This is a genomic window from Paenibacillus sp. HWE-109 (assembly GCF_022163125.1).
Classification (GTDB): Bacteria; Bacillota; Bacilli; order Paenibacillales; family NBRC-103111; genus Paenibacillus_E.
This window is the reverse complement of the sequence record NZ_CP091881.1, coordinates 5,883,592-5,897,427: the sequence shown is the minus strand read 5'-3', so window position 1 is coordinate 5,897,427 and position 13,836 is coordinate 5,883,592. Positions and strand designations below refer to the sequence as shown.

Annotated in this window: 13 protein-coding genes; 9 read left to right on the top strand and 4 right to left on the bottom strand. The window is 48.5% G+C overall.

Annotated features, from left to right (window positions below; all coding sequences use genetic code 11):
• The first annotated feature begins 79 nt into the window (after positions 1–79).
• The 9 genes from LOZ80_RS24990 to LOZ80_RS24950 all read left to right on the top strand — a co-directional run bounded on the left by LOZ80_RS24990 (position 80) and on the right by LOZ80_RS24950 (position 10,370).
• Positions 80–1,849, top strand: a complete 1,770-nt coding sequence (locus LOZ80_RS24990; protein WP_238167219.1) for a sensor histidine kinase — start codon at positions 80–82, stop codon at positions 1,847–1,849.
• Positions 1,850–2,590: a response regulator transcription factor gene (locus LOZ80_RS24985; RefSeq protein WP_238167218.1), complete on the top strand. Its 741-nt coding sequence runs from the start codon at positions 1,850–1,852 to the stop codon at positions 2,588–2,590.
• A gap of 130 nt (positions 2,591–2,720) precedes the next feature.
• Positions 2,721–4,046 carry an ABC transporter substrate-binding protein gene (locus LOZ80_RS24980; protein WP_238167217.1) on the top strand — a complete coding sequence of 442 codons (1,326 nt, stop codon included), beginning with the start codon at positions 2,721–2,723 and terminating at the stop codon, positions 4,044–4,046.
• 102 nt (positions 4,047–4,148) lie between these two features.
• A complete protein-coding gene (locus tag LOZ80_RS24975) occupies positions 4,149–5,102 on the top strand; it encodes a carbohydrate ABC transporter permease (protein ID WP_238167216.1) in 954 nt (317 codons plus the stop codon).
• Complete coding sequence (locus LOZ80_RS24970; protein ID WP_238167215.1) at positions 5,092–5,934, top strand: carbohydrate ABC transporter permease; 843 nt, start codon at positions 5,092–5,094, stop codon at positions 5,932–5,934. Before LOZ80_RS24975 ends, LOZ80_RS24970 begins: the two co-directional genes overlap by 11 nt.
• A gap of 114 nt (positions 5,935–6,048) precedes the next feature.
• Entirely contained in the window at positions 6,049–6,276 is a 228-nt protein-coding gene (locus LOZ80_RS24965) for a hypothetical protein (protein WP_189009758.1), read from the top strand.
• Between the two features lie 90 nt (positions 6,277–6,366).
• Complete coding sequence (locus LOZ80_RS24960) at positions 6,367–8,130, top strand: B12-binding domain-containing radical SAM protein (protein WP_238167214.1); 1,764 nt, start codon at positions 6,367–6,369, stop codon at positions 8,128–8,130.
• Between the two features lie 117 nt (positions 8,131–8,247).
• Positions 8,248–8,673 carry a pyridoxamine 5'-phosphate oxidase family protein gene (locus LOZ80_RS24955; RefSeq protein WP_238167213.1) on the top strand — a complete coding sequence of 142 codons (426 nt, stop codon included), beginning with the start codon at positions 8,248–8,250 and terminating at the stop codon, positions 8,671–8,673.
• Between the two features lie 197 nt (positions 8,674–8,870).
• The gene (locus LOZ80_RS24950) at positions 8,871–10,370 is read left to right on the top strand and encodes an IMP dehydrogenase (RefSeq protein WP_238167212.1); all 1,500 of its coding nucleotides are present in this window, start codon (positions 8,871–8,873) and stop codon (positions 10,368–10,370) included.
• A gap of 141 nt (positions 10,371–10,511) precedes the next feature.
• Here LOZ80_RS24950 and LOZ80_RS24945 read toward each other — a convergent pair whose 3' ends face one another.
• The 4 genes from LOZ80_RS24945 to LOZ80_RS24930 all read right to left on the bottom strand — a co-directional run bounded on the left by LOZ80_RS24945 (position 10,512) and on the right by LOZ80_RS24930 (position 13,763).
• Positions 10,512–11,477 carry a type I phosphomannose isomerase catalytic subunit gene (locus tag LOZ80_RS24945; protein ID WP_238167211.1) on the bottom strand — a complete coding sequence of 322 codons (966 nt, stop codon included), beginning with the start codon at positions 11,475–11,477 and terminating at the stop codon, positions 10,512–10,514.
• A 71-nt stretch (positions 11,478–11,548) separates the two neighbouring features.
• Entirely contained in the window at positions 11,549–12,127 is a 579-nt protein-coding gene (locus LOZ80_RS24940; protein WP_238167210.1) for a tRNA 5-(aminomethyl)-2-thiouridylate-methyltransferase MnmM, read from the bottom strand.
• A gap of 18 nt (positions 12,128–12,145) precedes the next feature.
• Positions 12,146–12,724, bottom strand: a complete 579-nt coding sequence (locus LOZ80_RS24935) for a c-type cytochrome (protein WP_238167209.1) — start codon at positions 12,722–12,724, stop codon at positions 12,146–12,148.
• Positions 12,725–12,806: 82 nt separating this feature from the next.
• Entirely contained in the window at positions 12,807–13,763 is a 957-nt protein-coding gene (locus LOZ80_RS24930) for a tRNA modification radical SAM protein MnmL/YtqA (RefSeq protein WP_238167208.1), read from the bottom strand.
• Positions 13,764–13,836 lie beyond the last annotated feature (73 nt).

Sequence of the window (13,836 nt, the reverse complement as noted above, 5' to 3'; positions counted from 1 at the left end):
TAGTTAACCATTTACTTCGAACATGCTACTGATTAGACTGAGTGTAAGTTTGGCTACAGGGAAAGCTGGAGGAATGCGTATGAGAGCTTATCGCTCCCTTTTTATCTCACTGCGAACGAAATTTTTAGTTTTATTTTGTCTGATGATAACGATTCCCTTTCTAATCAGTGGTTTTATCACCTATCAGAAATATAAAGCGAATATGGAGCGGGATGCAGAGGCTTACTCGGCCCAGGTGACAGAGCAGGTTTCGATCTCGCTAGACCGGTTTGTGAAAGAGATGGAACGAACGACAACATCGCTCTATTTTGATGATCTGGTGCTGCAGATCCTGCATTCTCACAAAGGTCCTTTTCGCAAGGACAACTATTTGAAAGTAGATGAAATCGGCAAAATGAATCAGTTGATGGCCTCAGCGGTGATGGACCACTCCGAAATCGAAGGGATCTTTGTTTTCGCACTGGACGGCAGCTTATTCAGTAATTTGCAGGAGACGGTTAACCAGAGTTGGAACGCCAGTCAAAATTTGTGGATGATCAGGGCGAAGGCCAATGATGGGGGCTTAACCATTATTCCGCCGCAAAATGAAAGCTATTACAAAACCGAATCGCCCAAAGTGATGTCGCTCACACGATTAATTAAGGACCCCATTACAACGGAAGATTTGGGCTACGTAAAAGTAGATTTGACAAGTAAAGAGTTCGAACAAATTCTCTCAACGGTGAAAGTCACCAAGAGCAGCAAGTTGTATGTCTTTAATGACAGTTCGCAGCAAATGTACCCGTTTATAGAGGAACCCGGCGAGCATGAGCAGCAAGAAGTCGCTGCGGATTCCAGCAAATTCATGATTTCGGAGCAAACGACCAAATACGGAGGGCTGCGTGTAGTCAGCATGATCCCCAAAAGCGATGTGCAGACGGAAGCGAGGCAGTTGATCAGTTTTACCATATGGATATCCGTGGGGGCTATCGTTGCTGCTTATTTTGCCGCGATTATGACATCGAACCGCATGGTGAAGCCAATTCTGCATCTCCAGAAGAAGATGCGCCGTGTGCAGAACGGCGATTTTCATGAACGAGCAGATAGCGGTGGGCCGAACGATGAAATTGGACTATTGACCGAAGGGTTCAATATCATGGTGTCGCAGCTTGAACACATGATCAAAGATATGTATGAATTGCGGCTGCGTGAGAAGGAGTCTGAGCTAAGTGCTTTGCAGAGCCAGATCAATCCTCATTTTCTGTACAACACATTAGAATCGATCCGTATGGTGGCTCAGAAGGACCACAAGGACGAGTTATCCCAAGTGATAACCAGTTTAGCCAAAATGCTGCGCTACACGGTTAATAAACAGATGCGGCTGGTTTTTTTGCAGGAGGAATTGGCATTTGTCGAAAGCTACCTGGACATTCAATCGTTTCGTTTGGAAAAGATGCTGGAGCATGAAATCCATGTGGATTTCTCCCAAGAAATGGCGCTTGTGCCCAAGCTTCTCTTGCAGCCCCTTGTCGAGAATGCCATCGAGCACGGTCTGGGGTGTGAGCCTCTGCGTATCCTGATTGCGACGAAGGAATCCGAAGGGGACTTGTACATCTATATTACAGACAATGGCACAGGGATGAATCAGGCGCAGCGGCAGATGGTCGAAGACCGCATGAACGAATCCAGCGGTATGCAGACAGCGCCTAGCCGGGAAAATGGCAGCAGATCCAAGGGATTCGCTTTGCGCAATATACAGCAGAGGCTGAAGATTTTATACGGGGATGCCTACGGTTTGACGATCGAGCAGTCAGGGCCGGAGGGCACGACATTTTGTATTTGTATACCTTTTCAATGGGAGGATGCGTAGATGAGAATCTTGATCGTAGAAGATGAAGTGAAAATCAGACAGGGCTTGCGGGCGATCATTGAAGACGTCATCCCTTCCGGATGTTTGATTAGAGAAGCCAGCAACGGGAAAGAAGCTTTGGAATGGCTAAAGACGCAGGATAAGGTCGATTTATTAATTACCGACATTCGCATGAACGAGATGAACGGGATTGATCTCATGAAGCGGGTGAAGCCGCTCTATCCGGGGATGTCAATTATTGTGATCAGCGGGCATGATGAGTTCGTCTATGCCAAGGAGGCTATCCGCTATGGAGCCTTGGATTATTTATTGAAGCCGGTGGACCGTGTGGAGCTGGCAAACTTATTGAATCGTGTCAAGGAAGAATGCGGCCTCGTGACCCAGAATCTTGAGGTGAATAAGGAAGAGGGGGAACGCGCGGAGAAAGGCCGTCTTTTGATACGACAAGTGAAGGAAATCGTGCACCAATCGCTGGATCAAGACATCTCCCTGCAGTTTCTGGCGGATCGAGTTTATTTGCATCCTAAGTATTTATCGGACATCTTCAAGCGGGAAACCGGACAGAACCTGTCCGATTATGTCACGGAGAAACGGATGGAGAAGGCGAGACGTTTGCTGCAAACAACCACGCTCAAAATTGCCGACATTTCCCTGATGTGCGGCTTTGCCAATCATAAGTACTTTGCTTCCATCTTCAAACAGCAAACCGGATGTACGCCAACAGAGTATCGAGATCAGTAAATGAGGGAATCCTAAACACCTTCCGATTTCGAACCTTTTATGGATATCGTGTCCTTATGGGGGGGCGATATTTTCTTTATAATCAGAATTGTAAACGCTTCAAATCTACGAAAAGAGGGGAAATATAAACATGAAAAAAGCATTGACCGTTGCGGCATCTGTGGTTGTAGTCAGCAGTTTACTCGCAGGATGTGGTTCCCAGAATACGCCCGCAGGAACAACGACCCCGGCAAACTCGAATGCCGCTGCCGCTTCCAAGGCGCCTGCCAAAGATGTGAAATTGACGTTCTCGATCTGGGGAAGCGACGCCCATAAGAAAATGTATGAGGACTTGATCGCCAATTATAAAAAGATTAAACCGAATGTCAGCGTTGAGATTATGACGATTCCGGCTGCTGATTATCAGCAAAAAATCTCGGTGATGATGGCTTCCAAAACGGCGCCGGATATCATGTGGATGCTGGAGCGAGCAATCCCGCAATTTTTGACGGCGGATCAAATTGAGGACATTTCGGCAATCAAAACAGATGCTGCCTATGACTTCAAGGATGTTATTCCATCCACGCTGGATCTTGTAACGAAAAATGACAAGCTCTATGGCGTTCCGTTCTCAACACCGCCTAACATGATTTACTACAACAAGAACCTGTTTAAGGAAAAAGGGCTGAAAACGCCGACAGAGCTGTACAAGGAAGGCAATTGGACATATGAAGAAATGGCCAAAGCGGCGCAAGCTATTGCTCAGCCGGACAAAGGTGTATACGGTTTCAACTTGATCCGTCCTGCAGGCTGGGGCGCAAGCTGGATTGAATCGCTTCAAACATTGGTATGGGCGAATGGCGCGGACTTCTTCAGCAAAGACGGCAAGAAGTTCACGCTCAATTCTCCAGAAGGCCAGAAAGCGCTGCAATTCTTCAGCGATGCCATGTTCAAAACGAAGATTCATCCGAAACCAGGAGATCAAACAACGTTTGAATCCGGCAAAATCGGCATGCAGCAGGATCTGCTCAGCTATATGGGCAAAGCCAAAGCAATCAAAGATTTTGTGTGGGATATTGCGCCAATGCCAAAAGGTTCAGGCGGGCAAGGTACTACGCTGGGGTACGCCGCTTATATGGTAACCAAAGGCAGTCCTAACGCGGCTGAGGCTGTTGAATTCCTGAAATTCCTCAGCAGCAAAGAGAATATGACGGTCACTTCGCAATACTTCGTGCCAGGCCGGAAGTCCGTACTGGAATCCGATGGATTCCTTAAGCAAGGTCCGTCGCCTGAGAGCATGAAAACAGCTGTACTTGATCAAATGGCGCAAGGCCGCGTACGTCAAGGTTTCCAAAACTTCCAGAAAATCGATGACAAAATGAAGCTTCATTTCGATGCAATTTACACGCAAGCAGGCACGATTCCAGATATTTTGAAGAAAATGGAACAAGATGTTTCGCCTATTTTAGCACAGTAAATTTAAAGTTTGCGGCAGTTGCCAGGCCACCTGGCTTGGCAATCGCCAGCAAGCAACATGAAGCCTATGATTGGTGAAATACGCTAAGGAGTGGAGAACATCTTGAGCACTTATCCTGCTTCCGCCCTTGAGGCGAAACCTACTGAGATATTGAAGACAAAGAGTTCCAACCAAAGTCGGCTAAAACGCAGAAATGCTTTATATGGCTATTTGTTTATCTCCCCTATGATGCTCGGATTCCTCATCTTTATGGCGGGACCGATTCTGGCAGCTTTTGTTTTAAGCTTGACAGACTATTCGCTGCTGCATCCGTCGACGTTTGTTGGTGCAGATAATTACGCGCAAGTGCTAACCAAGGATGATCTTTTCTGGACATCGATCAAGAATACGTTGTATTTCTCAGCGGGATTAATCCCCCTGAATTTGGGGTTGTCCTTAGCTCTGGCTATCTTGTTGTCCGCGAAGCTGCCCGGCATGGGGATTTTCCGTACGGCGATTTTTACGCCTGTCGTGACATCCATCATCGTTTGGGCGATCGTATGGAAGTATGTATTTGCGACAGATGCCGGATTAGTCAATCAAATACTGGGCTTTTTCGGTGTAACAGGACCTGCTTGGATGTACAATACGCATCTTGTGATGCCGGTTGTTATTCTGGTCAGCGTACTGAAGAAAGTCGGGATGAACATGGTCATCTTTCTGGCAGCCTTGCAGGATGTGCCCAAAATGTATTATGAAGCGGCAACGATTGACGGTGCCTCGAAGTGGAAGCAATTCACGAAAATCACATTGCCGATGATTTCACCTTCGTTGTTCCTAACGCTCATTATTACGCTGATAGGCTCGCTGAAAGTCTTCTCGCAAATCGTGGTCATGACCGATGGCGGTCCAGGCACGAGCACCAATGTGTTAGTTTACTACATCTACAAACTGGCGTTCAAAACCTTTGATTTAGGCTATGCATCTGCGGTTGCTTTCATCTTGTTCTTCCTAGTTTTGGCGCTTACCATCGTGCAATGGTATTTCCGTAAAAGGTGGGTGCATCATGAAGAATAGATCTCTGCACTTCCTAGGCAATGGGATTCGCTATCTACTGCTGATTGTCGTATCGCTCGTGATTCTGGCTCCGTTCCTCTGGATGATCACCACATCGCTCAAGGATCAATCCAAAATATTCGATTTTCCGCCGCAGTGGTTCCCGAGCCCGATCGTATGGTCCAACTATGCGGATGTGTTCAAGGATCAGCCGCAGTTCCTGCTGCATTACTGGAATAGTCTCTACATTGCAGTGCTAGTCACCGCAGGAACGTGTATTGTCGGAGCGCTGGCCGGGTTTGCTTTTGCCAAGATTACGTTTCCGTTCAAAAATACGCTCTTCTTGATTCTCCTGAGCGGTATGATGATTCCAAATGAAGTGACGATCATTCCGAACTTTATCTGGTTCTCCAAGCTGGGCTTGGTGAACAATCATTTCCCCTTAATCATTCCACCGATTCTGGGGGCGGGCGGTATCTTCGGAGTTTTCCTGCTGCGCCAATTCTACATTACCATTCCGAAGGATCTGGATGAGGCGGCCGAAATTGATGGCTGTACGCCGTGGCAAACCTTCTGGCGAATTATGGCGCCGATGGCGACTCCAGCCTTTGCGACCTTAGCGATCTTCACGTTCTTGAACAGCTGGGAGGATTTTCTGGACCCGTTAATTTATATCAGCTCCTCCAAGCAATTCACGCTGCCGATCGCGATGAAGCTGTTCACCGATACCGCAGGTACTTCTTGGCATTTGCTGATGGCCGCTTCGGTCATGTCGACGGTTCCGCTGCTGCTTGTGTTTTTCGCGGCTCAGAAGAAATTTATCGATGGCATTGCAACAACAGGTTTGAAATAGCATTACGCGCCTTGATGGATACTTGATCCGTCAAGGCTTTTTGGTATGTAATGGGCACCGCCGGGCAAGACTAGCAGCTACAACCTTATGCTCTGAGAAATGGTGGTAATCCCAATGCTCTTATATCAATTGACACAATGGTTTGAGGAACGGACGACCTTGCAGCAGGAGCTGCAGCGCGGCTCGGATGGCGAGCACACAGGTGAGCTTCAGCAAAGAATCAAGGAAGTCGAAGATCAACTCTACAGTCACGCTGAACGCTGGAAAAATGCCATCCAGGAAGCTTCCTATTTACAGTTTCCGTATGAAAACCCGCTTTTGGATGACGATATGATTCTTTAGCAGGCTTGGAGGCTTGTCTTTGTATTTCCTCGGTTTTCGTGTAGAATTGAGAAAGAACGAAAAACGAGAACAGAACGAGGTTTTTGGCGAATGAAAGTACTTGTATCTACCTTAAATGCGAAATTCATTCATACCTCTTTGGCACTGCGCTATTTAAAGGCGTTTTGCGAGAAGGATTTTGACGTGGAAATTTCGGAGTATACGATTAAAGATCCCGTTATGAATGTGGTGTCGGATATTTATCAAAAAGCCCCGGATGTGCTGGGTTTTTCATGCTATATTTGGAACATTGAAGAGACGATTACGATTATCAAAATGATTAAAAAGATTCGACCGGATATTCTGATCATGCTGGGCGGTCCCGAAGTGTCCTACGATACGGAGTACTGGATGAACCGCATCCCAGAGGTCGATTTCATCGTCATGGGCGAAGGGGAAGAGACCTTCCACCAGCTGCTCACGGAAATTTCGACAACGCGCAAATATCATTTCGTGTACGGGCTCGCTTACCGCAAAGGCGAGGAAGTTATTCTGATGCCGGGCAGGCCTAAGCTTAAGCTTGATGACATCCCATCCCCGCATCGTTTTGCGGAAGATGTGCCAAGCTTGGCGAATCGGGTCGTTTATTTTGAAACGAGCCGCGGCTGTCCATTCTCCTGTCAATTCTGCCTCTCGAGCATTGAGGTGGGCGTGCGCTATTTTGACATGGAACGAACGAAGTCGGATCTGCTGTACTTGATCGATTCAGGGGCGAAGCTGATTAAGTTCGTTGACCGCACCTTCAATATCAAGCGGGATTATGCGATGGAAATCTTCGAATTCCTCATTGCCAACCACCGCGGCACGGTGTTCCAGTTCGAGATCACGGCGGACATTATGCGTCCGGAAGTGCTCGATTATTTGGCGGAAAATGCGCCCCCGGGAACTTTCCGCTTCGAAATCGGCGTGCAATCTACGAATGATACGACCAATGATTTGGTGCAGCGCAGACAAAACTTCTTCAAGCTGAGCCGCACGGTGTCCAAAGTGAAGAACAGTTTGAAAATCGATCAGCATCTTGATTTGATTGCCGGCTTGCCCGAAGAAGACTATAATTCGTTCCGCAAGACATTTAACGATGTATTCGAACTTGGACCGGAAGAACTGCAGCTTGGTTTTCTGAAAATGCTGCGCGGAACCGGCATGCGTAATGACGCGCATAAATATGGCTATATTTATATGGATCATGCTCCTTATGAAATCTTGGGCAACGACATCCTTCCGTTCACCGATTTGATTCGCATCAAACGCGTCGAGGATGTGCTTGAGAAATATTGGAACGCGCATCGGATGGATCATACGGTCAAATATTTGATCAAACACGAGTTTGCCTCTGCGTTTGATTTCTTCCAAGAGTTCGGCGACTTCTGGGAAGGCCGCGGCTGGCAGAAAATCGGGCATCAGCTTGAGGACCTGTTCACACGTTTGCGTGATTTCCTGATGTCCCGCGAAACGATTGACATGCACATCATTGAAGGCCTGATGAAGCTGGATTATTTCCTGGGTCATAAATATAAGCCGCGCAAAATCTGGTGGGACTTCACGCTGGAGAAGTCCGAGCAGAACCGCTACTTCAAGCTGCTGGCGGAGCAGCCTGAGCTTCTCAGCGGAGATTTCCACCTGCTGCGCATCAACGAGAAAGACCTCCATAAGCATGTTATGCTGGAGGTCATGCCGTTCTCTTTGCAGACGTATCTGCAAAGCGGGGAGATCGACGCCAGCAGCAAGGAGCTGCTCGTCGTGCACTTCCCGCCGGACGCGCAGCAGCCGGCTCAGTACTACACAATGCCGCTGCACCAAGCGGCCACGGTTTAGGAATACGCCCCAGACGATTGTTGTCTGGGGCTTTTTGATGTTTGAAAACACAGCTTCAAGGGTAATCTATGGTAGTTGAGTTTAACCTAACAGGATACCCGAGAGGAGAGTTTCGAGATGATTGAAACCAAGAACAAGCAGTTGGAAGAACAGATCGCAAAGGTGCTGGATGCCAATCAGATTTGCTCTTTTGCTACTGTCGACGGGAAGAAGCCTAAAGTGAGATACATGGCGCTATTTCATGATGGATTAACCATTTATCTAGCGACCAACAAGAAGACGGATAAAGTGGACGAGCTGCGTGACAATCCGAATGTACATATTCTGGTCGGATATGATGGCAAAGCATCATCGGAAATTTTGCAAATTCAAGCAACGGCTGCGATCAGCAATGATAATGCGCTCAGGGAGAAGCTGTGGAATGATGAATTAAAGCAATGGTTCGAAGGACCTCATGATCCTGAGTTCGTGGTATTGGAGATTTTGCCGTCTTCAATCGAATACACGAACGGAGACTCCAAGCCTCAAGTTTGGCAGAAATAAGAGAGCCGAAGAAGAAGCTTCTAAAACTACGCTAAGTAGAATTGGAAGCTTCTTTTTTTGGTATTTACGTGAATATACCTATAAATTCATTGGAATTATAGGTATATGATTCCCTGAAAAATCCATTGACCTTTCGGTAAGGTTAGTGATAAGATTGAAAAAATTTACCTATGGATCGATGAGGAGGAAATCGCAAAGTGGCCACGTATTACATGGAACCATCCCGTACGTTTAGTGAGTTTCTGTTGATTCCTAATCTTACAACGAAGGAATGTACACCAGCGAATGTGAAGCTGAAGACGCCGTTAGTCAAGTTCAACCAAGGTGAGGAGCCTGCCATCTCACTGAATATCCCGTTTTCATCTGCTGTCATGCAAGCCGTATCCGATGATGGAATGGCGATTGCTTTGGCGCGTTGTGGCGGGATTTCGTTTATTTTTGGCTCGCAGTCCATTGAAGAAGAAGCGGCAATGGTACGCAAGGTCAAAGGATACAAAGCCGGCTTCGTCGTTAGCCGCAATAACTTGACGCCGGATCATACCCTTAGCGATTTGCTTGCTTTGAAGGAAGAAACAGGACACTCCACAGTTGCTATTACGGACGATGGTACAGCGAACGGGAAACTGCTTGGTATTGTAACGGGAAGAGATTATCGCCTTAGCCGCGACCCGCTGAATCGTCCAATTCATCAGTTCATGACGCCTTTCGAGAAATTGATTTACGGAAAATCAGGGATTACCTTGTCGGAAGCGAACAATCTGATCTGGGATCACAAATTAAACTGTTTGCCGATTGTAGATGAGCAGCAGAAGCTGGACACGCTCGTTTTCCGCAAAGACTATGATGAGCACAAAGAGAATCCGCTAGAGCTTCTGGATAGCAATAAAAGCTATATTGTTGGCGCTGGTATCAATACGAAGGATTATCAAGAAAGAGTGCCCGCTCTTGTTGAAGCGGGAGTAGACATTCTGGTCATCGATTCATCGGACGGCTACAGTGAATGGCAGCGTGAGACCGTTCAGTATGTCAAAAAGAATTTTAACGTAAAAATAGGTGCAGGCAACGTGGTAGACCGCGAAGGTTTCCTATACTTAGTAGAATCCGGCGCTGACTTTATCAAAGTGGGCATCGGCGGCGGATCGATCTGTATCACGCGTGAACAAAAAGGAATCGGCCGCGGCCAAGCCTCCTCCATCATGGAAGTCGTCGAAGCCAGAGACCAGTACTTCAAAGAAACAGGTACTTATATTCCAATTTGTTCTGATGGTGGTATTGTACATGACTACCATGTTACTCTCGCTTTGGCGATGGGCGCTGATTTCGTTATGTTGGGCAGATACTTTGCCCGTTTCGATGAGAGCCCAACGCGTAAACTCAAAGTCGGCAATAACTTCGTGAAAGAGTACTGGGGCGAAGGCTCCAACCGTGCACGCAACTGGCAGCGCTATGACACAGGCGGCAAGAGCAAGCTCTTGTTCGAGGAAGGCGTAGATTCTTACGTTCCTTACGCGGGCAGCCTGCAGGAGAACCTGGACAAGACGATTGGTAAAATAAAATCGACCATGTGCAACTGCGGTTCCTTGAACCTGGATGAGCTGAAACAGAATGCGAGAATCGCTCTCGTTTCCGCTACCAGTCTAGTCGAAGGCGGCGCGCATGACGTTATCCTCAAAGAAAGCAGCTTGTCGGAAGAATAGCTGCTAGGACGAGGCATCGGAATAATGAAGAGGCTGTTCGCTAGGTTTTCAACCTGGAGGATCGCCTCTTTGTTGTTTCTATCACCCCAAAAAAGAAAAACCCCTCAATCCAAATGAAGTGGATCGAGGGGCTTGAAGGGGTTAAGGCAAATAACTGCGAATCACGGTCATGCTGCCTTCCAAGGCATAGCTGCCGAGATCAGCGGGGAGCAGGAAGCAGTCGCCTGGCTTAGTGGCAATGCTGCCATCAGCCCATTGCAGCGTACCATTTCCGTCCGCGATAACTAGGATGACGAAGCTTTCAGGAGAAGTGTTGAGCTCCCACTTAGGTCCAACGAGACCTTTTTCCACAGTGAAAAAAGGAGATTCAGCCAGCGTAAGCCAAGTACCTACAGTAGCATTATCGGTTTTCATCCGCGTGGAGCCGGATCCCTCATAGGCAATGACATTGAGTGAATCCTCAATATGCAAGTCACGAGGCTTGCCATCCAGTCCTGGACGGTTGTAGTCATATAGACGATAAGTCGTATCTGAGTTTTGTTGAATTTCAGCAACCAGCACGCCTGCGCCTAAGGCATGGACAGTACCAGCAGGGATGTAGAAGGAATCACCGGCTTCCACGGGCACTTCTTGCAAACAATCCAGAATGCGGTTCTCTGCAATGGCTTGAGCCAGGCTTTCGCGGGTGACGCCTTCTTTCATGCCATATATAATTTTGGCACCGGGTTTGGCGTCCAGGATGTACCACATCTCTGTTTTGCCTAACTCGCCGGCAGCCAGATTCTTGTAGTGATCGTTGGGATGCACTTGCACGGAAAGATCGTCTTCACAATCGAGCAGTTTGATCAAGAGCGGGAAGCGGCCATTTTTCTCCGAAAAGCCTTTGGAGCCGAATAAGGTTTTGCCGTATTTTTCGCGAATTTCATCCAGGCCAAGACCGGCTAACTCGCCGTTAAGTACTTTCGTTGTGCCATTCGGGTGATCGCCGATCATCCAGCCTTCGCCAATCGCGCCTTCCGGAAGCTGAAAACCAAATCTCTCCAGGGCTCTTCCTCCCCAGACGCGTTCTTTCATTTCAGGTTGAAATTGAAGCGGGTACGATTTCAAAACTATCCCTACTTTCTCTATGTTCTTCTGTACCAAATACTGCTACCACTCTCTAGCATTATATCATGCGTCTATCTTTTTTCTACAGCTAACAGATAGGGCGCGTGTGCGCTTGTATTTAAAAATTGGTAGCGCAGCACCTGAAAGGCTGCGAGCGGAAGCTGCTGCGACCAGTTTTCGACGGCAGCGGCTTCTTCGGACCCGCCATCGTGCCCGCTATACAGCACGATGGTCACGATTCCTCCTTTGCGGAGCAGTCGGAGGGCGGCTTCCAGCGCAGGAATCGTCGATTCCTGCGTAGTGATTGTACTTGGATCGGCACCTGGCAGGTAGCCGAGATTGAAGGCCACCGCCGCAACCTTGCCGTGGCGGTCTTGCGGCACAGCCGCTTCCATGAGCGCATGGCTGCATAAGCTCATGTGTACATAAGAAGATGCGTCTGGAAGTTCTTTGTCCAGACGCATCTTGGTTTGATCCAGCGCTTGCTGCTGGATGTCGAAGCCGTATACACTGCCGCGGCTGCCCACCAGCTTTGCCAAGAACAAGGCATCGACGCCATTGCCAAGGGTCGCGTCAATCACGGTATCGCCCGACTGGGCACGCTGCCCGATGAGTTGATGAGCAAAGCCTAAAACAGAAACAAAACCCATGCTAGATAAGCCTCCATGCTATTTTTTGGCGGCCAGCCAAGTGGCTAGCGCCTCGATTTCATCGGATTTCAATGCGCTTTCGAATGGCGGCATATCGCCTTTGCCTTTGAGAATCTGCGCAGCGATTTCATCCTTGGTTTTGTGCGAACCGACTTTCGTCAGGTTCGGCCCAAAGTCGCCAGCAAGCCCTGCCCCGTGGCAGGCCATGCAGTTGTCCTTGTACAGCACCTGCGCTTTGGCAGCGGTGCTGGTCGCTCCTTCGTCCGCCTGCGGCTTGGCGGATGGTGTAGGCGCCGCGCTGGCAGGCGCAGGCGCTGGTGTGGGCGACGGCTTCGGCGTAGCCGTCGCCACTGGTGCTGCGGTCGCTGCCGCAGCACTTGGCACCGGCGCGACGCTAGGCCGCGGCGTCGCCGTAGCAGCCGGCGTCGCAATTGCCGCTGGCGCCGTTGTCGGCCCCGCACTCGCCGTCGGTGCCGCACTATCACTAGCGGTGGCAGTAGCCGCTGCCGTCGGTACCACGTTCGAAGCCGATTCCTTCGCACACCCCGAACCAACGATCATCAAACTCAACACAGATGTCCAAATCCACAATTTCATCGCATCCATCTCCTTTTTCATTCTCACTACTAAAGGAAACGGAGCAAATGTCATTTTGGTTTTATATCTTCACTTAGTATCATCACTTTTTCCCAGTCCAAAGCTTGCCTTGCCATGTATTGCGTTCCTTCAACATATGATCAAACGCATTCAATACTTCCCATTTCTTGAGGCTCCACATTGGCCCGATCAATAAGTCTCTAGGCGCGTCACCAGTTAAGCGATGAACAATCATTTCCGGTGGGAGGAACTCGAGTGTATCTACGATTAGCTTCACATATTCATCTTTTTCGAGGAATTGCAGCAAGCCGGCTTCATACTGTTTAACCATCGGTGTTTTGCGCATTAAGTGGAGCAAGTGAATCTTGATGCCCTGCACATCCATTTGTGCGACGGCCCGTCCGGTGTCTAGCATCATCTCGTGTGTTTCGCCTGGCAATCCATAAATAATGTGCGCACAGGTGCGAATGTTATGCTTGCGAAGCTTGGCAACCGCATCCAGATAGCACTGCGTGTCATGCGCTCGATTAATGAGTTGAGAAGTAGATTCATGTACGGTCTGCAAGCCCATTTCCACCCACAAATACGTACGTTCATTAAGTTCAGCCAAATATTCAATCACATCGTCGGGCAAGCAATCGGGTCTGGTAGCGATGGATAAGCCAACGACACCTGGCTGTTGGAGAATCGTTTCATAATACTCGCGCAATTCCTCCACAGGTGCATAGGTGTTAGTGTAAGCCTGAAAATAGCCAATATAGCTCGCTTCCGGCCATTTTTGGTGCTGCAGATCCCTGATTTTGTTGAATTGGGTAACCAAATCATCGCGGCGGCTCCCCGCAAAGTCTCCTGAACCCCGCGCGCTGCAAAATGTACAGCCTCCGGTGGCAATGCTGCCATCACGATTGGGACAAGTAAAACCGGCATCCAGCATAACTTTAAATACTTTTCCGCCAAAAGCCTCGCGCATTTCATAATTCCATGTATGGAAACGTTTGTCCCCCCATAATTGAGGCGACTCCTGAAGGATGGTCGACATGAGTTATTGCTCCTTTCTTTCCATCTTATTGTAGCGAAAAAAAACGATGAAAGCGACCCCTGCCTTTCCAACA

What these genes read in the sequence shown, in the direction of transcription:
- LOZ80_RS24960 (WP_238167214.1), top strand. Translation starts at nt 6,367, where the DNA reads ATGAAAGTACTTGTATCTACCTTAAATGCGAAATTCATTCATACCTCT.
- LOZ80_RS24935 (WP_238167209.1), bottom strand. Translation starts at nt 12,724, where the DNA reads ATGAAATTGTGGATTTGGACATCTGTGTTGAGTTTGATGATCGTTGGT.
- LOZ80_RS24970 (WP_238167215.1), top strand. Translation starts at nt 5,092, where the DNA reads ATGAAGAATAGATCTCTGCACTTCCTAGGCAATGGGATTCGCTATCTA.
- LOZ80_RS24955 (WP_238167213.1), top strand. Translation starts at nt 8,248, where the DNA reads ATGATTGAAACCAAGAACAAGCAGTTGGAAGAACAGATCGCAAAGGTG.
- LOZ80_RS24985 (WP_238167218.1), top strand. Translation starts at nt 1,850, where the DNA reads ATGAGAATCTTGATCGTAGAAGATGAAGTGAAAATCAGACAGGGCTTG.
- LOZ80_RS24980 (WP_238167217.1), top strand. Translation starts at nt 2,721, where the DNA reads ATGAAAAAAGCATTGACCGTTGCGGCATCTGTGGTTGTAGTCAGCAGT.
- LOZ80_RS24990 (WP_238167219.1), top strand. Translation starts at nt 80, where the DNA reads ATGAGAGCTTATCGCTCCCTTTTTATCTCACTGCGAACGAAATTTTTA.
- LOZ80_RS24965 (WP_189009758.1), top strand. Translation starts at nt 6,049, where the DNA reads ATGCTCTTATATCAATTGACACAATGGTTTGAGGAACGGACGACCTTG.
- LOZ80_RS24930 (WP_238167208.1), bottom strand. Translation starts at nt 13,763, where the DNA reads ATGTCGACCATCCTTCAGGAGTCGCCTCAATTATGGGGGGACAAACGT.
- LOZ80_RS24940 (WP_238167210.1), bottom strand. Translation starts at nt 12,127, where the DNA reads ATGGGTTTTGTTTCTGTTTTAGGCTTTGCTCATCAACTCATCGGGCAG.